At 64.2% G+C, this 18,217-nt stretch carries 17 protein-coding genes; 11 read left to right on the top strand and 6 right to left on the bottom strand.

The genetic code is table 11. From position 1 onward, the window contains the following. Positions 1-14 precede the first annotated feature (14 nt). Positions 15-605, bottom strand: coding sequence for a lytic transglycosylase domain-containing protein (locus G455_RS0101915; RefSeq protein ID WP_028092120.1), 591 nt, complete (start codon positions 603-605; stop codon positions 15-17). Between the two features lie 259 nt (positions 606-864). On the opposite strand from G455_RS0101915, the gene ssb reads away from it, so the two are divergent. Then, positions 865-1,386 carry a single-stranded DNA-binding protein gene (gene ssb, locus G455_RS0101910; protein ID WP_028092119.1) on the top strand — a complete coding sequence of 174 codons (522 nt, stop codon included), beginning with the start codon at positions 865-867 and terminating at the stop codon, positions 1,384-1,386. 72 nt (positions 1,387-1,458) lie between these two features. Next, a complete protein-coding gene (locus G455_RS0101905; RefSeq protein ID WP_028092118.1) occupies positions 1,459-2,529 on the top strand; it encodes a site-2 protease family protein in 1,071 nt (356 codons plus the stop codon). Between the two features lie 20 nt (positions 2,530-2,549). Here the strand turns inward: G455_RS0101905 and aroB are convergent, their stop codons facing one another. Next, positions 2,550-3,662 (bottom strand): 3-dehydroquinate synthase, encoded by a 1,113-nt coding sequence (aroB, locus tag G455_RS0101900; RefSeq protein ID WP_028092117.1) that lies wholly within the window; start codon positions 3,660-3,662, stop codon positions 2,550-2,552. Positions 3,663-3,665: 3 nt separating this feature from the next. Then, the gene (locus G455_RS0101895; RefSeq protein WP_028092116.1) at positions 3,666-4,274 is read right to left on the bottom strand and encodes a shikimate kinase; all 609 of its coding nucleotides are present in this window, start codon (positions 4,272-4,274) and stop codon (positions 3,666-3,668) included. Positions 4,275-4,356: 82 nt separating this feature from the next. Between G455_RS0101895 and G455_RS26660 the strand changes: the two genes are divergently transcribed. From G455_RS26660 to G455_RS0101865, 6 genes are all read left to right on the top strand, one after another. Then, positions 4,357-4,506: a hypothetical protein gene (locus tag G455_RS26660; protein WP_169726933.1), complete on the top strand. Its 150-nt coding sequence runs from the start codon at positions 4,357-4,359 to the stop codon at positions 4,504-4,506. Continuing rightward, positions 4,496-6,025 (top strand): hypothetical protein, encoded by a 1,530-nt coding sequence (locus G455_RS0101885; RefSeq protein ID WP_051312101.1) that lies wholly within the window; start codon positions 4,496-4,498, stop codon positions 6,023-6,025. The genes G455_RS26660 and G455_RS0101885 overlap by 11 nt, the downstream gene beginning before the upstream one ends. Position 6,026: 1 nt before the next feature. Beyond that, positions 6,027-7,046 carry a site-specific tyrosine recombinase XerD gene (locus G455_RS23140; protein WP_084436959.1) on the top strand — a complete coding sequence of 340 codons (1,020 nt, stop codon included), beginning with the start codon at positions 6,027-6,029 and terminating at the stop codon, positions 7,044-7,046. Further along, on the top strand, positions 7,031-7,216 hold the full coding sequence (locus G455_RS0101875; protein WP_028092114.1) for a hypothetical protein: 186 nt from the start codon (positions 7,031-7,033) through the stop codon (positions 7,214-7,216). The genes G455_RS23140 and G455_RS0101875 overlap by 16 nt, the downstream gene beginning before the upstream one ends. 130 nt (positions 7,217-7,346) lie before the next feature. Then, complete coding sequence (locus G455_RS0101870; protein ID WP_028092113.1) at positions 7,347-8,654, top strand: HlyC/CorC family transporter; 1,308 nt, start codon at positions 7,347-7,349, stop codon at positions 8,652-8,654. Beyond that, positions 8,651-10,285 (top strand): MFS transporter, encoded by a 1,635-nt coding sequence (locus tag G455_RS0101865; protein WP_028092112.1) that lies wholly within the window; start codon positions 8,651-8,653, stop codon positions 10,283-10,285. Before G455_RS0101870 ends, G455_RS0101865 begins: the two co-directional genes overlap by 4 nt. Here the strand turns inward: G455_RS0101865 and G455_RS23135 are convergent. Next, positions 10,282-11,562, bottom strand: a complete 1,281-nt coding sequence (locus G455_RS23135) for a DUF2254 domain-containing protein (RefSeq protein WP_035365902.1) — start codon at positions 11,560-11,562, stop codon at positions 10,282-10,284. The genes G455_RS0101865 and G455_RS23135 overlap by 4 nt on opposite strands. A gap of 112 nt (positions 11,563-11,674) precedes the next feature. After that, entirely contained in the window at positions 11,675-12,238 is a 564-nt protein-coding gene (locus tag G455_RS0101855) for an NADPH-dependent FMN reductase (RefSeq protein ID WP_028092111.1), read from the bottom strand. A 183-nt stretch (positions 12,239-12,421) separates the two neighbouring features. On the opposite strand from G455_RS0101855, the gene G455_RS0101850 reads away from it, so the two are divergent. Beyond that, complete coding sequence (locus G455_RS0101850) at positions 12,422-12,805, top strand: winged helix-turn-helix transcriptional regulator (protein ID WP_028092110.1); 384 nt, start codon at positions 12,422-12,424, stop codon at positions 12,803-12,805. Beyond that, positions 12,805-13,410, top strand: a complete 606-nt coding sequence (locus G455_RS0101845; protein WP_028092109.1) for a nucleotidyltransferase family protein — start codon at positions 12,805-12,807, stop codon at positions 13,408-13,410. Before G455_RS0101850 ends, G455_RS0101845 begins: the two co-directional genes overlap by 1 nt. A 122-nt stretch (positions 13,411-13,532) precedes the next feature. Here the strand turns inward: G455_RS0101845 and G455_RS0101840 are convergent, their stop codons facing one another. After that, positions 13,533-15,974, bottom strand: a complete 2,442-nt coding sequence (locus G455_RS0101840; RefSeq protein WP_028092108.1) for a Hint domain-containing protein — start codon at positions 15,972-15,974, stop codon at positions 13,533-13,535. A 1,212-nt stretch (positions 15,975-17,186) separates the two neighbouring features. Between G455_RS0101840 and G455_RS0101835 the strand changes: the two genes are divergently transcribed. Next, positions 17,187-18,152 carry a 2-hydroxyacid dehydrogenase gene (locus tag G455_RS0101835; protein WP_028092107.1) on the top strand — a complete coding sequence of 322 codons (966 nt, stop codon included), beginning with the start codon at positions 17,187-17,189 and terminating at the stop codon, positions 18,150-18,152. Positions 18,153-18,217 lie beyond the last annotated feature (65 nt).

Raw genomic sequence — 18,217 nt, 5'->3', positions numbered from 1 at the left:
GCCGACCGGGCGCTTCAGCTTCCCCAGATTTTCTTGACGTAGTTCCGGGTTTCTTCATAAGGCGGCACGCCGCCGTGCTTTTTCACCGCATCCGGGCCGGCGTTATAGGCCGCAAGCGCCAGGCGCCAGGATTTGAACTTGCGGTATTGCCGCGCCAGATAGCGCGCCCCGCCGTCCAGATTTTCATAAGGAACCGACGGATCGACCCGCAGATGACGCGCAGTGTCCGGCATGAGCTGGGCCAGCCCCAGCGCGCCCTTGTGCGACACCGCATTGGGATTCCAACCGGATTCCTGCTGGACCAGACGCAAGAACAACTCTTCCGGGATATTATGCCGACGCGCTGCCTCCCGCGCCATGGTCAGATATTCGCCGCGGTACTTGCCGGTATAGGGCAACGGCCCGGCGATACCGTCATGGGTAGATTTCGGCTGCAAGCGCGCCGAATCGCTGTATTGCTGCGCGGCCCGGCTGTCGAGCACCTTGAGCTGTGATTTAAATAGGTTTTTCTGGCCACGGGTCGCGAAAATATCGGCGCGGGCGTCTTCGACCAGCCCGCCGCAAACCCCGAGGATAATCATTACACCAATGGCGACACCGCGCATCCCGGCCCTGCCCTGCCCGTTTCACTCGCGCCGGACTATACATAAATTCGGCCGGAAGGAAAGATGACCTGATCTGCCCCGCCAGTATGGTGGCGGGGCTTCGCCCGGCGCTGCCCTGTCTGGCCGCCTAGCTGGCCGCGCGGCAGGATCACAACCCGGTTTTAACCACCCCTGAGGTTCTGTAGGGTGGCCTGCATCGCGCCCGGTCCCGAACCGGAGATTCGGGCGCCCAAGGAACATCAAGAGACGAGGGAGTCCCATGGCCGGCTCAGTGAACAAAGTCATTCTCATCGGCAATCTGGGCCGCGACCCCGAGGTGCGCAGTTTTCCCAACGGCGGCAAGGTCTGCAATCTGCGGATTGCAACCTCCGACACCTGGAAGGATCGCAACACCGGTGAACGGCGCGAAAAGACCGAATGGCATTCGGTGGCGATCTTCAACGAAAACCTCGCCCGCCTGGCAGAACAATATCTGCGCAAGGGATCGAAGGTCTATATCGAAGGCAAGCTGGAAACCCGCAAATGGCAGGACCAGAACGGCCAGGATCGCTATTCGACCGAGGTGGTGCTGCGTCCCTTCTCCGGCGAGCTGACCTTCCTTGACGGCCGCGATGGCGGCCAGGGAGGCCAGGGCGGCGGCGGCAGCTATGGCGGCGGTCAGGGCGGTGGCTATGGCGGCGGTTACGACAGCGGCCCCTCGGGCGATCCCTATGGCGCCCCCTCTGGTGGCGGTCGCGGTGGCCCCTCGGGCGGCATCGACGACGACGAAATTCCGTTCTGATCGGAACGGTCGACGATCTGACGGGGCACCTGCAAGGGCGCCCCGTTTTCTTTCAAGGGCGAGGCATCAGGCATGAGCTGGTCATTCTCCATCGGCAGGCTGTTCGGATCGGACCTGCGGATCCATGTCACCTTTTTCCTGCTGCTGGCCTGGATCGGCTATGCCGCCTATGCCCAGGGCGGCTGGCCGGCGGCGGTGGACAACGTGCTGTTCGTGGTGGCGCTGTTCGCCTGCGTGGTGGCGCATGAGTTCGGCCATGCGCTGACCGCACGGCGCTATGGCATCCGCACCCCCTCGATCACTCTGCTGCCGATCGGCGGCATGGCCCAGCTTGAAAAGATGCCGGAAAAACCCGCTCAGGAAATCGCCGTGGCGCTGGCAGGACCCGCGGTGAATATCGCGATCTGGGCAATTCTGATGGCGCTGGGGGCGACCAATACGCTCAACCTGACCGAGGAATTCTCGGGCAGTGGCGCCTCCTTTCTCGGGCGGTTGGCCGCGCTGAACCTGTTTCTGGCGCTGTTCAACCTGATCCCCGCCTTTCCGATGGACGGCGGCCGGGTGTTCCGGGCCCTGCTGTCGCTGGGCATGGACCGGGTCAAGGCGACCCAGGCGGCTGCCACCGCCGGGCAGATCGTGGCCTTTCTGTTCGGCTTCTGGGGGCTGAGCACCGGCAACCCGATCCTGGTGCTGATCGCTGTCTTCATTTTCATGGCGGCGAGCGCCGAAAGCCAGGATGTGGAGATGCGCAGCGTCGCGCGGAAGCTACGCGCCCGCGACGCGATGATCACCAGCTATGAAAGCCTGACGCCCGAGGATACGCTGGACGGCGCCGCCTCGGCGCTGATCCGGACCACGCAGCACGAATTTCCGGTGATCGACACACAGGGCGGCTTTCAGGGGTTCTTGACGCGCAATGCGCTGTTTGCCGCGCTGGCGCATGAGCATCCGCGCACCCAGCCGGTGGCCGAGATCATGGTGAAGGACATCCCTTCCCTGCCGCTGAACGCCGGGCTCGACAAGGTCCTGGACGCGCTTCACCAAGGGGCGCCCGCCATCGTTGTCATCGACGCCAAGGGGCATATGCTGGGCTATATCACCAATGAGAACGTTGGTGAGCTGATGGTGCTGCGGGGGCGTTGACCCCCGCAAGCGCGGCGCTATCAGCGATTTGCCAAAGCGTCCTGCAGCAGGGTCACAACCGCCTCGCGCGGGACATCCGAGGTCACGAAAGCCTCGCCGATGCCGCGGGCGAGGATAAAGCGCAGCTGGCCGTCCACCACCTTCTTGTCCTGCGCCATCAGCGCCATCAGCCCCTCCGCATCCGGCAAGGGCCCGTCGATGTCGCTCAGATCCGTCTTCATCCCCATTGCCTTGAGGTGGGCACGCACCCGGCTGGGATCCTCCTGGCTGCACAACCCAAGTCGCGAGGACAGTTCGAACGCCAGGGCGCAGCCGATCGCCACACCTTCGCCATGCAGAAGCCGGTCGGAATATCCGGTGGCCGCCTCAAGCGCGTGGCAGAAGGTGTGCCCGAGGTTCAGCAAAGCGCGGTCGCCCTGCTCGGTCTCATCGCGAGCGACGATATCGGCCTTCATCTGCACCGAGCGCGTCACCGCGCGGACACGCGCCGCCATGTCGCCGGCCGCCAGCGCCGGCCCCTGCGTTTCCAGCCAGTCGAAGAAGGCGGCATCGCCCAGCAGCCCGTATTTCACCACCTCGCCATAGCCGGCAAGGAAATCGCGCGGTTTCAGCGTGCCCAGAACGGCCGTATCGGCCAGCACCAGCGACGGCTGATGAAAGGCACCCACCAGGTTCTTGCCCTGGGCGGTGTTGATGCCGGTCTTGCCGCCGACCGAACTGTCGACCTGCGCCAGCAGAGAGGTCGGGATCTGCGCGAAGCGCACACCGCGGCGCAGGACCGAGGCCGCGAAGCCCGCCAGATCGCCGATCACACCGCCGCCGAAGGCCACCACCACGTCGCGGCGTTCGACCTTCTGCTCCAGCAGCCATTCGACCGCGCGGGTGAACTGCGGCCAGCCCTTGGTGGCCTCGCCCGGCGGCAGCGCCAAGGCCTCCATCGTGATGCCCGCAGCGGCAAGCCCCTCACGTAGTTCCGCCAGATGCAGCTCTGCCACGGTCTCGTCGGTCAGCACGCAGACATGCTTGCGCTTGAGCAAGGGCGCGATCCGCGCGCCGGCTTCGGCGATCAGACCGGGGCCGATCTCGACATCATAGGACCGCTCGCCCAGGTCGACGTGAACGGTAGTCTTCATTCTTCAGGCTCCTGTTACCGGCTCCAGCACATCGGGGCGGGTCTCCAGCCCCTCCAGCACCCGGTCCACCATCCCCTCGATCGAGGTCTGGGCGTCCGAATGCACCACCAGATCGGCCTTGGCGTAAAGCGGCACCCGCGCCTCGTACAGCGCTTTCAGCGTCGCATGCGGATCGGCGGTACGCAAAAGCGGACGGTGATCGCGGTGACGCACCCGATTCCACAGGACCTCCAGATCGGCGTTCAGCCAGACCGACACCCCCTTTTCCGAGATCATCTTGCGATTGGCCTCGGACAGGAAGGCGCCGCCACCGGTGGACAACACGCCGCGCGCCTCGTCCAGCAGGCGTTCGATCACCTGGCTTTCCTTCTGCCGAAAGAAGGCCTCTCCATCGCGGGCGAAGATCTCGGGGATGGTCATATTGGCCGCTTCCTCGATCTCGTGATCGCTGTCGAGGAAGGGCACCCCCAGACGCAGCGCAAGCGCCCGGCCCACGGCGGTCTTGCCGGCGCCCATCATCCCGACCATAACGATGGTTTTCCTGACCCGGCGGCCTGCCGGCGCCGACGCAGAATCCGCTTTGGCGGCGGTGGTATGCTCAATTTCGCTCATTCTTCAGTGAATGACGTGATCTTAGCCAAAAGGCCATATATAAGTTGGGAAAAAGGGCAGAGGCGAGGACACGGGAAAACCCATGGGGCGACTGATCAAATACCTGTTTTACCTTATTATTCTGGCAGCAATCGGGCTGGTGGGCTATGCCTATCTTGGCCCCTGGTTCGGTGAGGATTTCTCGCCGCCGCTGGCCGAGATCCGACAACCGGTCACCCTGCATGCGGATTAACCCGGCGCTGTTCGCTGTCTTCTGGCCAGCGACAGCCCTGGCGCAGGACCCGCTGTCGGTGATCGACTGGCTCGGCGCCGCCTATCAGGCGCCCACGGTCAGGGGCTCCGTCCTGCTGGAGCCGCCAGTGGCCAAGGCAGCCCTGCGCCCCGAGATCGAGGTCAGCCCGCTGGAAGACGCGCCAGTCGCAACCGGTCTGGTCGCCCCGGCGACCACCGGCCTACCGGTCGATCTGTGGCGGGGCAGCGATCCGCGCCAGCTTGTCCGTCTGATCTCGGAAGCGCCGGTGCAGGACAGCCCGGCGATGCAGGCGCTGTTCTATACGCTGCTGCTGGCCGAAAAACTGCCGCCCGAGGGCGCCGGCCCGAAAGAGGCGCGGCAGCTGATGCTGGCGCAGATCGACCGGCTGATCAGCCTGGGCGCGGTGGATGCGGCGCTGGCGCTGGTCGAACAGGCCGGCCCCACCCGCGACGCTGCCTTTTTCAGGCGCTGGTTCGACGCGGCACTGCTGTCGGGCGAAGAGGACAGGCCCTGCGCGGCGCTGCTGGCAGCCCCCTATCTGGCCCCAGATTATGCCGCGCTGATCTTCTGCACCGCGCGCGAAGGCGATTGGCAGACCGCAGCCCTGACACTGGAAACCGTGCGCTCGCTGGCGCTTCTGCCAGAGGCGCAGGTCGATCTGCTAGACCGGTTTCTCAATCCCGAATTCTTCGACGGTGCGCCGCCCCTGCCGGCCCCGGACGCCCCTGACCCGCTGACCTTCCGCCTTTACGAGGCGATCGGCGAACGGCTGCCCAGCAGTAACCTGCCGCGCGCCTTCGCCAATGCCGATCTGCGCGATCTGGCCGGATGGAAAGCCCAGATCGAAGCCGCCGAACGGCTGACCCGGATCGGCGCGCTCAACCCCAACAGGTTGCTGGGCCTCTATACCGACCGCAGGCCCGCGGCCTCCGGCGGCGTCTGGGATCGCGTGGCGGCAGTGCAGCGATTCGACACCGCATTGTCGACCGGTAGCGCCGAAGCGGTCGCCAAGACCCTGCCCCGCGCCTGGGAGCAGATGCGTATCGCCGGATTGGAAGTGCCCTTCGCTCATATGTTCACCGACCGGCTGTCAGCGCTGCGGCTCGACGGCAAGGCGGCGGCGCTGGCCTGGCAGATCGAGCTTCTCTCCCCCACCTACGAAGGGTTTTCTCACCGCCCGCCCGACAACAGCGCCGAACGCACCTTCTTGGCGGCGCTCGCCCAGGGCGATCCCGGCCGCGCCGATCCTCCGGACGAGCTGGCGCGCGCGATCGCACACGGCTTTTCCGACGACACCCGGCTGCCGCAGGATCTGGCCGATGCGCTGCAGGCCCAACGGCTGGGTGAGGTCATCCTGCGGGCCATCGCACTGTTCGATCACGGCGCCCGCGGCAACCCGACCGAGCTGACCACCGCGCTGGCCACTTTCCGCGCCGTGGGGCTTGAGGACACGGCGCGACGCGCGGCGCTGCAGCTTCTCCTGATCGGGGCGGTCTGAAATGCCGGCCCCAGCGGATCAGATCGGCTGGATCGCCACCTTCCTCGATGCGCAGGCGGCGGAACTGGGGGCAGCGACCAACACCCAGTTGGCCTATGGTCGCGACCTGAAGGATTTCGCCCATTGGCTGGAGCGGCGCGGCAGCGATTTCGCCCGGGCCGACCGCGATCAGATCGAAAGCTATCTGGTCGATTGCGACGCGCAGGGATTGTCCCGCGCCACGCGCGCCCGGCGCCTTTCCGCCATCAAGCAACTCTACCGCTTCGCCTTCGAAGAGGGTTGGCGCGAAGACAGCCCGGCGATCCAGATCCGGGGCCCCGGTCGCGACAAGCGCCTGCCCAAGACCCTGAGCGTGCCCGATGTCGACAAGCTGCTGGCCGCCGCGCGCGAGGTTGGCCGCACAGCCGACGACCGGCTGCGCAACACCTGCCTGATGGAACTGCTTTATGCCACCGGCATGCGGGTGAGCGAACTGGTCTCACTGCCCGCCTCGGCGGCGCGGGGCGATCCGCGCATGCTGCTGGTCAAGGGCAAGGGCGGCAAGGAACGGCTGGTGCCGCTGTCGCCGCCCGCGCGCAGCGCCCTGGCGGATTGGTTGGCCCGACGCGACGAGATCGAGGAGGAGCATCGCCTGAAAGGCCTTCAGCCATCGCGTTTTCTGTTCCCGTCACGCGGCAAGTCCGGCTATCTGACCCGCAACCGGTTCTATCTGCTGATCAAGGAACTTGCGGTCGCCGGCGGCGTTAATCCCGACACCGTCACCCCGCATACGCTGCGCCATGCCTTCGCCACCCATCTTCTGGCCAATGGCGCCGATCTGCGCTCGATCCAGACGCTTCTGGGCCATGCCGATGTCTCGACCACGGAAATCTATACCCATGTGCTCGACGAACGGCTGGCCGAGCTGGTACTGGAACACCATCCGCTCGCACAGAATGGGGCAAGCCGCTCCCTGCCTGTAGAGCCGGCCCCAGATAGCCTTGCCAGGGAACCGCAAGCCCGACCATGCAAACCGAAGTGAGCCTTTTCCCCCACGATATTGCCGAGACAATCCGGCTCTCGGCGGCGCCCGCTGCCCTGCTGGCTGCAATTGCCGCCCGTTTCACGACGATGATCGCCCTGCTCCTGGTTGGGCTGGTCCTGCTGACGATGAAAATCAGCCGTCCCCGGATCGGACACCTCCGGCACTGAAGCCCGCAGCCCGGCGACGGGCACGGCAAAAAGCCGCGGAACGCTGGGCATGACACGGCGCACTTGAACGCGGGGCACCCAGGCCCCATAACCGAATAAAATCCCTGATTTACGGCAGATACCCCCCCCGATGGAGAGCTCCTCTACCCTTCTCGACACCGCCTTCTGGATCACCACCGGGTCGATCCTGTTTCTTCTGATCCTCTCCGGCTTCTTCTCGGGCTCGGAAACCGCGCTGACCGCGGCCAGCCGCGCCAAGCTGCGCACCCAGGCTGACAAGGGATCGCGCGGCGCCCAGCAGGCGCTGACAGTGACCGAGGATAACGAACGGCTGATCGGCTCGGTGCTACTGGGCAACAACCTGGTCAACATCCTCGCCGCCTCGCTCGCCACCTCGCTCTTTACAAAGGTCTTCGGCCAGAATGGCGTGGCACTGGCCACCCTGGTGATGACGCTGCTGGTGCTGATCTTCGCCGAGGTGCTGCCCAAGACCTATGCCATCACCAATGCCGAAAAGGCCGCCGCCGCCGTCGCCCCGATCATCCGGGTGATCGTCACGGTGTTCTCGCCCATCGTCGCAGCCGTCCGCCTGATCGTGCGCGGCGTGCTGCGGCTGTTCGGCCTGCGGATCGACGCCGACAGCCAGATGCTCGCCGTGCGCGAGGAGATTGCCGGCGCGCTGCAGCTTGGCCATTCCGAAGGCGTGGTCGAAAAGGAAGATCGCGACCGGATTCTCGGCGCGCTCGACCTCGGCGACCGGACCGTCGAAGAAATCATGCTGCACCGCTCGGGCATCGAGATGATCGACGCCGCCGCCGACCCGCAATATATCTTCGCCCAATGCGTCAACAGCCCGCATACCCGGCTGCCGGTTTTCCGGGACGAGCCCGAAAATATCATCGGCGTCATCCACGCCAAGGATCTGCTGCGGGCGATCTATGCCCGAATGGATCAGTCGCGTGACCTGGCCGAGACCTTCCGCGGCTTTCAGGTCACCGATATGGCCAAACCGCCCTATTTCGTGCCCGAGACCACCACGCTCGACGATCAGATGCGGCAGTTCCTGCGCCGGCGCACTCATTTCGCACTGGTGGTGGATGAATACGGCTCGCTCCAGGGGCTGATCACGCTGGAGGATATCCTTGAGGAGATCGTCGGCGAGATCACCGATGAATTCGACGTCGACGGCGATCATCCGGTGCGCCGTGGCGAGGATGGCAACTATCTGGTCGACGGCGCCATGACGATCCGCGACCTGAACCGTGCCACCGACTGGCAATTGCCCGATGACGAGGCCAATACCGTCGCCGGCCTGGTGATACACGAAGCGCAGATGATCCCCACCGTGGGACAGGTGTTTTCCTTCCACAACTTCCGTTTCGAGGTGACCAGCCGCGACGGCAACCGGGTGACCAAGCTGAAAATCCGCCCGCTATGATCCGCCTCTGGGCCGGTTTGAGGGGCTGGTTCGATGCCGTCGTGCTCGACCTGGCCCGGCAGATGCGCTGGTCCTTCCTGCCACCACTGATGGTCTATTTCGCCTATGGCGCCTCGGGCATCACCTCGGTGGTGGGAACGTTCTTCGTCAAGGATTACCTCGATGTCTCGGCGGTGTTCCTGGCTGGCCTCGGCTTCTGGGTCGGGCTGCCCTGGGCGCTGAAGATGCCGATGGGCCATCTGGTCGATCTGCTGTGGCGCTGGAAATGGCTGCTGGTCTTCTTCGGCGCCGGGTTGATCGCCGCCAGCTTCGCGATCATGTACGGCCTTGCCACTCGGGTGGACTGGATGCCCGGGGTAATGCCGGTCACCGCCTGGTTCGTGCTGGCCTCGCTGCTGTCGCCCACCGGCTACGTGCTGCAGGACGCAGTGGCCGATGCGCTCTCGGTCGAGGCGGTGCCAAAAGTCGATGAGAGCGGGCACCCGCTCGAAGAGACGACGGTCCGGGCGCTCCATACCACCATGCAGACGCTCGGGCGGGTGGCGCTGATCGGGGCGCTGTCGGCGGTGGCAGCGCTGAACATTACCCTTTTCGCCGGAATCGAAGATCTGCCCGACAGCGCCAAGGGCGCGGTCTATGGCCGTATCTATCTGATCGGCCTGGCGATTCCGGTGATCTCGGTCTCTGGTGTGCTGCTGGCGAAATGGCAACAGAACCGCCAGATCGCCGCCCTGATCCGGCGGGGCCAAAGCCGTACCGAGGCCGAGGCGCATTTCGCCCCCGAGGGTGGCGAGACGAAACCGAACTGGGCCTATTTCATCGGCGGCGGCCTCTTCATCGCCATCTCGATCACGCTGGGGCTGTCGGATCTGCCCTATGCGCAGGAGATGATCTTTGCCGGTTCTCTGGCGATCGTGCTGTATCTGATGCGCCAGCTCCTGGCGGTGCTGGAGCCGGCCAAGGCGCGGGCGCTGGTGGGCACGGCGATCATCATCTTTGTCTTTCGCGCCACGCCCCTGCCCGGCGCCGGCGCCACCTGGTTCACCATCGACGAACTCGACTTCGACCCGCAGTTCCTGGCGGTGCTGTCGCTGATCACTTCGGTCCTGACGCTGGTGGGAATGTTCGTGCTGCGCCCGTTGATGGCCAATCACACCATCGTCTATATCGTCGTGCTCCTGAGCCTGGCCGCCGGGCTGCTGTCGCTGCCCAATATCGGGCTTTACTACGGCATCCAGAACTGGACCGCGCCGCTGACCGGCGGCCTGGTCGACGCCCGCTTCATCGCCATTCTGGATACCGCGATGGAAAGCCCGCTGGGTCAGGTGGCGATGATCCCGATGCTGGCCTGGATCGCCCGCAACGCCCCCGACAACCTCAAGGCCACTTTCTTCGCGGTGATGGCCTCCTTCACCAATCTGGCGCTGTCGGCCAGCAGTCTCGGCACCAAATACCTCAACCAGGTTTTCACGGTAACGCGCCAGGTGAAGGCTCCCGACGGCAGCCCGCAGGTGCCCGCCGATTACAGCCAGCTCGGGCTCTTGCTGATCGTGGTGGCGGTGATCGGGACGGTGGTGCCGCTGATCGTGGTCGAGCTGGTGCAGCGGTCGCGGCTGCGCAGCAACGATTAGACCTCGGTCGCCGCCTCCTCCCCCCAGCTCCGGCGCCCCATACCCTCGGCATGCTCGGCCAGCCTGTCGCGGTCGACCGCATAGGGCAAGGCCTCGGTCGCGCGGACCAACGCTTCCTCCCGGGTATGGCGGGCGGCCGCGGCCAGGTCCGGGTCGGGATGATGCTCCAGCCCGAAAAGCCGCGATTGCAGCACCATCTGCACCTCGAGCACGGCGGCCCCGTCGCGCGCGATCAGCCCGAAGGGATCGGCGACCAGCGGCGCCGGATCGAGTGGCGGCAAATAGACGTTCGGATAGCGTTCCGCCTCGGCCGGGGCTTCTTGCGGCGCCAGCCAGCTCTCCAGTACCCGGGTGATCCGGTCGATCATGTCGATGGCGGTGCCGCCGTCGTTGATCCCCTGCGACAGCGCCTTCGATCCGATCTCGGCCAGAACATGCAGGCCAAAGCCCGGATCCTGTTCGATATCACGCATCGAGCCGATATGTACGTTCCCCAGAACGACGCTTTCCAGGCTGGCGTCGGTCACCTGCGCGAAAACCTCGCCGCGGCTGACATAGTCACCCACACCCTTGAGAAGATAAACAATGCCGCCGCAGGCCTTGGCATGCGACTGCAGCGCGGCGGGAAAGACCCGCTCAACATAACCCGATCGCGGCGCGTGCACCTCCAGAACCGTTTCAGGCAATATCAGATCCGATGTCAGCGCCCGGGCGCCGAGACAAGGTGCCGCCATCCGGCCCTGGAAAGCGCCAAGCGTCAGATCGGTGATCCGTCCGGCGATGTCGGACAGGCTGCCCATGGTCTGCAACCGCACCAGCCAGCGCAGGATCATCACCACCACCAGAACGATCACCCCCAGCGTCATGACGAACAGCACGACGATATCGCGATCGGCGAAGAACCGGGTCGAGCGCAAAACGATGGAACACAGCGCATAGACGAAGGCGCCCACGAAGGTCGCCAGCACCGTCTGGGTGGCGCGGTCGCGCAACTGGATGCGATGCGCCCGCGGCGTCCATTGCGACGAGATCGAGCGATAGACCGTTACCATCACCGACAGCGAAAAGGTGGTGACCGCAAGCATCGAGCTGGACAGAATGTCCAGAAGCTGATCGGCCGATTGCGCCCCGACCCATTGATCCAGCTCATGCGGCAGCACCGGGCCCAGCAGCTTGGCCGCCAGCACCGCGACGATGCTGAGCACGGAAATCCCCACCACCCGGAACCACAGCGTCGCCCGGATCAGATGCCAGCGTTGCAACAGCGATGTCAGCATGACCGCCCTCCTTGCGGCAGGATGGCCATGCGATCCGGCAAGTACAAGGCCGGGCACGAAAAAGACCGGCGCGATGATCGCGCCGGTCCATCGTCGGACTATACAGATAGCCTCAGCCGCGCATCGGCTTCAGGGCCTCGGCCCATTTGGCCAGTTCGGTCAGGGTCATGTTGATGCCCTCGGTCATCGGCTCGTTGGGCTCCAGTTCGCCGTCCTTGACGAACTGCGGGAAGAAGGGAACCGGCACCACTTGCGGCAGCGCCACCATCTGCAGGTTGCCCATCAGCGTGCGCAGCTCCTGCGCCGCGCGCAGACCACCCGAAACGAAGGCATAGCTGACCGTGGCGGCCGGTTTGTAACGCCATTCCTGCGACAGGCATTGCAGCGCGTTGACCAGAGCCGCCGGCGGGAAATAGTCGTATTCCGGCGTGACGAAGACGAAAGCGTCCGCATCGTCGACAATCGCGCTCCAGGCCTTGGTGTGGGCATGTTCATACTGCTTCATCGCCGGGTGGTTCGGTTCGTCCAGAAGCGGCAGATCGACCGATGCCAGATCGACCAGCTCAACCTCAAAGCCACCATGGGCCTCGGCAGCCTTTGCCGCCCAGGCACCGACAATCGGAGCAACTCGTCCAGGGCGGGTGGAACCGATGATCACTTTCAGTTTCAAAGACATGGTATTGCGTCCTTTTCTTAAAGTTCAGCATGAAGCTGGAACAATCCCTGGCGCGGAGGAGAGGCCGCGCTGAGGGACTTGGTGTGTTTGTGAAACTCTGGTATCGAAGAGATACCGGCGGCGACGATAGACATTTGCTGCGCTGCCGCAAGACGGAACCTTTGGGAAACCCCGGTATCACCGATGAAACCACATACTCTTCCCGCCCATGACCATCCGAGCTGCACCGCCGTGCGGACGCTTTTGCAAAAGATTTCCAGCAAATGGTCGACGCTGATCGTCACCCATCTGGAACCCGGCCCGAAACGATTTTCCGAACTCAAGCGCGGCATCGGTGGCGTCACCCAGAAATCCCTGACCACAACACTGAGAGAGCTGGAGCGCGACGGTTTGATCGAGCGAGTCGTCACCCCGGAAATTCCGCCACGCGTCGATTACAGCCTGACGGATCTGGGCCGCACCCTGCTGCCGCCGCTGCATACGCTCACCGCCTGGGCGGTCGAGAACGAATCCGCTGTGGCCAAGGCGCGACTGCAGTTTGATGTTAAGACAGATAAATCGGCCTGATGGCCGAGCCTCTGCCCATCCTGCTGCTTGCCGCAGGCCAGTCGCGCCGGATGCGCGGGCGTGACAAGCTTCTGGCCCCTGTTGATGGCCAGCCGTTGCTGCGTCGGATGGCCGAACGGGCGCTGGCAGCGCGACTCGGTCCGGTACTGGTGGCACTGCCGATCGCCCCGCATCCGCGCTATGGCGTAATCGACGGCCTCGCCATCACGCCGGTCGCGGTCCCCGACGCAGCAGAGGGCATGTCTGCCAGTCTGCGCCGTGGTCTGGCAGCACTGCCGCCCTCGGCGCCGGCGGTCATGATCCTGTTGGCCGATCTACCCGACCTGACAGTGGATGACTTGAGGTCTGTCGCGAAAGCCTTTGATCCAAAATCAAAAAACATGATATGGCGCGGCACGAGCGCAGGCCAGCCAGGTCACCCGGTGATCCTGTCTCGTGCGCTGTTTCCTGAACTGTCCAGCCTTTCCGGCGACACCGGCGCCCAGCCGGTGTTGCGCCGCCACAAGGACAGGGTGGCCCTGGTACCGCTGCCCGGCGACCACGCGATCTGCGATCTGGATACGCCCGAGGCCTGGACGGCTTGGCGCAGCCGCCATCCGGAATGACGAAAGGCGGGACGATGCCCCGCCTTCCGGAACCGCCCAGGACCAGGTCCCTCAGCGGCAATACATATCAAGGATATCTATTATCCGCCGACCGCCCCGGCCAGATCGGATGACAGCATCAATCAATGCATCAGCAGCACCGCCTCATGCCGTTTCAGCGACCGTCGGGCCGCGGGATAGGCCGCCATCCCCTCGCGGGTCTTGAGATCCGGGAAAAGCTCCAGAATTTCCATCCGCTGGGCGCTGTCCATGCCCCCAAGCGTCAGATCGCCGGGCTGGAAGCTTTCGGTCCAGGCACCATCAGACAACACCACCTCGTGCTGGTCGAACATGAAGTGGATATAAGTGACGCTGGCGCACTCCACCCGCTCGACCCCCTTCATCCAGGTCAGATGCTTGGCCGCCACCAGCACCTCGCGCTCTTCGAAATACAGCGCATTACGGTCGCTGGCGATCAGCACCCGGTGCTGCGGGCTGACCATCATGTCACGCTCAGGCAGGCCGTTCCCCAGCGCGCCCTTGCCGATCAGCACCGGCTGCAGATGCTCGGCCATTTCGGCACCGGCCAGCTCCCGCTCGCCGATCCAGCGGATTTCCTGGATGCCGTTATCGCGGGTCATCACCAGATCGCCGATCTGCAGATCCTCGACCAGACGCTCACCCTCGGGCGTTGCGATCCGGGTGCCGGGCGTGAAACAGGGGACGATCTTTTCGATCTCGTTGAACTGGACGGTGCCGGTGACATTGCCGTGTTCGTCCAGCAACTCCATCGTGCCTGATGTCGAATCCCCATCGGCATCGGTGGTCTCGGAAATGATGCGATAGCGCTGACCGCCCATATAGAGCGTGTCGAAATCGTCGCCAGTGGTGCCTCCGTCGATCACATCGCCATCGGTGACGCCGATGAAATTATCACGGCCAGATCCGCCCAGCATGATATCGGCGCCTTCGCCGCCAACCAGCGTATCGTCGCCCTCGCCACCGTCGAGATAATCGTCGTCGATGCCACCGTCGAGATAATCGTTCCCCTCACCGCCATAGAGGATGTCGTCATCGTCCTGGCCAAAGATGGTGTCGTTGCCATCCCCGCCATAGATGACATCCTTGCCGTTGTCGGTCACCGGATCGGGGTCGCCGACGCTGCCGTCATCGGGGATGTTCATCCCGTCGGGATAGCTGGGCGGCAGGCCGCCATAGATGATATCGTCACCGCCGCCGCCATAGATCTCGTCCGAGCCTTCGCCGCCGATGATGAAATCGTCGCCCTCGCCGCCCTCAATGTAATCGTCGTCAAGACCGCCGTCGATATAATCGTTGCCGTCACCGCCATAGATGACGTCATTATCGTCACCGGTCAGGATGGTGTCATTGCCGGCGCCGCCATAGACAGTATCGCGATCGTCATAGGGATCGCTGTCGGCGGGCACTTCGGGCAGCCCCATGTAAGACGGAAAGCCACGATCAGGCAGCGGGATACCGCTGGTCGAAGAGGTGTCGATATAATCGTCGCCGTCGCCGCCATAGACCGTATCGCTGCCGTCGCCGCCATAGATCGTATCATTGCCGGCGCCGCCGATCAGCGTGTCATCCCCGGCCTCGCCATAAATGGTGTCATCGCCATCACCGCCGTCGAGGTAATCGTCACCCGGCTGCAGATCGACCTCGGAGGCGCCGGTATCAAAATAGACGTCAGTGACGGTGATGCCCGAGTTATTGATCCCATCCTGGCTGTGATCAATGGTCAACCGCGATACCGGGCCCTCGATGGTCACCAGAACCGAATAGGTCGAGCTGTCATTGGCATCATAGCCACCGTTGGAATCTGCGGTATCGGCGCCGGTCACCGTATCGGTATCCAGCAGCGTCACCCCCGATCCGGCGCTCAACGTCACCTCGACCGGGTTGCCTGCCGCGTCGAAGGCCTGCAATTTGACGATCCCGTCGCCATCGACATCGTTGATCCGGAAGGAAACGTTTTCGACCTCGTCCGAAAAGGACAGCTCGTAGCCGACGCTATTGCCTTCGCCATTGGTCAGGGAATCCAGCCCGCTGGTGGCCGAGGCTGCGGCGCCATCGGTGACGATCCCCTCGACATTCTCGGCTTCGGCGGACAGCGCGGTATTGGTGTTGCCATCTGACCCGGTGACCGCGAAGGTCACATCGACGCTGCCTGTGTTCTGGGTAAAGCCGCCCTTGAGGGAATCGAAGGGGTCGATCTGGCCGCCATCGTCGGGGTCGGGCGCCTCGTCCCACTGGAGCACCTCGCGGCCACCGTTGTAATCCGTGCCTGGCCCGTCGCTGTCGCCATAGATGATATCGTTGCCGCCCTGGCCATAGACCTCATCATCGCCGCTGCCGGCATAGACCGTATCGTCGCCCTCGCCCGCCTCGACATAATCGTTGCCCGGACCGGCATTGACGATGTCGTCATTCATCCCCGGGGCCGGCGCATCGCTGCCGTCGATCACATCGCCTTCGGGGTCGCCGGTATAAGCCAGGTCGATACGATTGTCGCCAGCATCGCCGTCGACGATACCACTCGTGCTTTTGGGGCTGACTGCCATGACTCAATCTCCTTTTCGGCCCACGCCTGAATCGCGGGCCGGAATGGCCCAAATGCGCCTGGACTGGAGAACTGCCGGACCCTTTCCGGTCACAGCAGTCTTCGGATATCGACAATCCGCTCGCAGCGGCCCCCAACCTCTGCGTTCTGCCCGGAATTCCCGGCAGGCTCCCGAATTTTGATGTCTTCTCCGATACGATCGGAGGGTCATCGTCGTGACCCTTCAGACAGTGCCCCCCAAGCAGGCAGACTAAAATTACCGGACCCGGGAAAACTGACAAAACGAAAATTCGAACAAAATTAACGTCGGTTTCTCTGAAAAACCTGACAAAGCAGTCGGACGCTTCCCTTGCGTCATGGCAACCGGATTACATTGTTTCCATCAAATTGCGGGTTTTCCATTAATCTTCTGGCAACCTGTCGCCCGAAAAGCAGCTTGAATAGTGATCCCCTAACAAACTGTTTCCCAGAAACCGACAATCAAAACGGATACGCTCCGCCATCGGCGTCAGTCGAAACGGCCACTGTTTTTCCAGACACCGCCGAGACCTCCGAAAAATCGCGAACCAATGAATGAAATTTCGACATATCTCCGCGGATCTGAAAACAGTGTCGGGTCTCGACTGGTGATTCGGCCAGCCCAATCCCCCCAGCCCAGGCCGACGGGGCCCGTGTCTCGCTCTCCGCCAGCCCCCTCGCCAGGATACTCAACCAGCCCGCAGCGAAACCGCCCAGGGCTTACCTGGCAGGCCTCGGCAGGACCGCCGACACAGGAAAACCACCGCCCAAGGGATGCGACAGATGCTTGCCGGCCCGAATTACGCACCGCTTCAACCAGTTCCCACGGGCCGGGTTTTCGGGCCCATGACCGGATGTCGGATCGCTCATTGCCTGTTCCGCTCTTTTCCTGGTCGCAAATATCCCGGGGGTGAACGCGCGCCCGCGGGCGCGCGGAGGGGGCTGGCCCCCTGCCCGCGCAGCGGCCCCCGGGGCGGCAGGCGGATCAGCGGCGCGCCCCCCATCGCGCTGGCAGGCGCAGGCCCGCCCATCCAGATCGCACCGGCAACGATCACGCCCCGGCTCAGGCCGGCTCAGTCTCTCGGACCGGCCTCTCAGGCGGCAGCCATCTGCAAGCCACTGGTACTCCAGCGCAACCTCTGGCAGCCTCCGGCCAAGACTGTATCGCCCCCGCGCGCAACAACAAGGACCCTCCATGAGCAAAGACATCGAAATCTACGGGCGTGGCGTGTTGCCGCCGCATCTGGACAACCGGCTATCGGCAGAGTTCACCCTGCATCGCGATCCCGGGCAGATGCCCTCAACGGACTGGCTGGCCCAATTAGGCCCCCGTATCACTGGCCTGGCCAACGCCAGTTTCACCCCGCTCGGGGCCGATCTGATGGATTGTCTGCCCAACCTCAGGATCATCTCCACTCTGGGTGTCGGCTACGACAACATCGACGTTGCCGCCGCCCGCGCGCGCGGCATCCTGGTCACCCATACCCCCGATGTGCTGAACGCCGATGTGGCCAATTACGCGCTGCTCCTGCTGCTGGCGGCAAGCCGCGACCTGATCCAGCAGGAAAACTACGCCCGTTCGGGCCGCTGGGCCCGCGAGGGGCGCGCCGCGCTGACCTCCACGCTCGAAGGCGCAACCCTGGGCATCGTCGGGCCTGGTCGGATCGGTCGAACCCTGGCGAAGAAGCTTGAGATCTTCGGCGGCCCGATCCTCTATCACGGGCGACACGCGCAACCGGACGTACCCTATGAATATTGTCCCGATCTGGTCGCGATGGCACGGCGCTGCGATGCGCTGATCCTGTTGTTGCCCGGCGGCGCCGGGACCGACCGCATCATCGACGCCCAGGTGATCGAGGCCCTGGGGCCCAACGGCATCCTGGTCAATGTCGCCCGCGGATCGGTGCTGGACGAAACCGCACTGATCCGGGCGCTGGAAACCGGTCGTCTCGGGCGTGCCGCGCTCGACGTGTTCGAAAATGAACCGAACATTCCCGCTGCGCTTTGCAACAACGACCGCGTCACCCTGACACCGCATGCCGCCAGCGCCACGGTCGAAACCCGCCGGGCGATGTTCGATCTGACCGCCGATAATCTGCGGGCCTATTTCGCCGATGGCGCGGCGCTGACCCCAGTGCCGGAATGCCGCGACATGGTCTGATCGCGCCGCCGCGCCCCGGCTCCCCGACTGTCTCGCCGACTGTCTCGATGCGTCGCCCCACTCCG

This window comes from Pseudodonghicola xiamenensis DSM 18339 (genome assembly GCF_000429365.1).
Classification (GTDB): domain Bacteria; phylum Pseudomonadota; class Alphaproteobacteria; order Rhodobacterales; family Rhodobacteraceae; genus Pseudodonghicola; species Pseudodonghicola xiamenensis.
Note: the sequence above shows the minus strand (reverse complement) of the source record. Positions and strands in the feature narration are given on the sequence as shown.

Bases quoted from the DNA above. Each gene is read 5' to 3' on its own strand.
- G455_RS0101915 (WP_028092120.1), bottom strand. From the start codon at position 605: ATGCGCGGTGTCGCCATTGGTGTAATGATTATCCTCGGGGTTTGCGGC.
- ssb (WP_028092119.1), top strand. From the start codon at position 865: ATGGCCGGCTCAGTGAACAAAGTCATTCTCATCGGCAATCTGGGCCGC.
- G455_RS0101905 (WP_028092118.1), top strand. From the start codon at position 1,459: ATGAGCTGGTCATTCTCCATCGGCAGGCTGTTCGGATCGGACCTGCGG.
- aroB (WP_028092117.1), bottom strand. From the start codon at position 3,662: ATGAAGACTACCGTTCACGTCGACCTGGGCGAGCGGTCCTATGATGTC.
- G455_RS0101895 (WP_028092116.1), bottom strand. From the start codon at position 4,274: ATGAGCGAAATTGAGCATACCACCGCCGCCAAAGCGGATTCTGCGTCG.
- G455_RS26660 (WP_169726933.1), top strand. From the start codon at position 4,357: ATGGGGCGACTGATCAAATACCTGTTTTACCTTATTATTCTGGCAGCA.
- G455_RS0101885 (WP_051312101.1), top strand. From the start codon at position 4,496: ATGCGGATTAACCCGGCGCTGTTCGCTGTCTTCTGGCCAGCGACAGCC.
- G455_RS23140 (WP_084436959.1), top strand. From the start codon at position 6,027: ATGCCGGCCCCAGCGGATCAGATCGGCTGGATCGCCACCTTCCTCGAT.
- G455_RS0101875 (WP_028092114.1), top strand. From the start codon at position 7,031: ATGCAAACCGAAGTGAGCCTTTTCCCCCACGATATTGCCGAGACAATC.
- G455_RS0101870 (WP_028092113.1), top strand. From the start codon at position 7,347: ATGGAGAGCTCCTCTACCCTTCTCGACACCGCCTTCTGGATCACCACC.
- G455_RS0101865 (WP_028092112.1), top strand. From the start codon at position 8,651: ATGATCCGCCTCTGGGCCGGTTTGAGGGGCTGGTTCGATGCCGTCGTG.
- G455_RS23135 (WP_035365902.1), bottom strand. From the start codon at position 11,562: ATGCTGACATCGCTGTTGCAACGCTGGCATCTGATCCGGGCGACGCTG.
- G455_RS0101855 (WP_028092111.1), bottom strand. From the start codon at position 12,238: ATGTCTTTGAAACTGAAAGTGATCATCGGTTCCACCCGCCCTGGACGA.
- G455_RS0101850 (WP_028092110.1), top strand. From the start codon at position 12,422: ATGAAACCACATACTCTTCCCGCCCATGACCATCCGAGCTGCACCGCC.
- G455_RS0101845 (WP_028092109.1), top strand. From the start codon at position 12,805: ATGGCCGAGCCTCTGCCCATCCTGCTGCTTGCCGCAGGCCAGTCGCGC.
- G455_RS0101840 (WP_028092108.1), bottom strand. From the start codon at position 15,974: ATGGCAGTCAGCCCCAAAAGCACGAGTGGTATCGTCGACGGCGATGCT.
- G455_RS0101835 (WP_028092107.1), top strand. From the start codon at position 17,187: ATGAGCAAAGACATCGAAATCTACGGGCGTGGCGTGTTGCCGCCGCAT.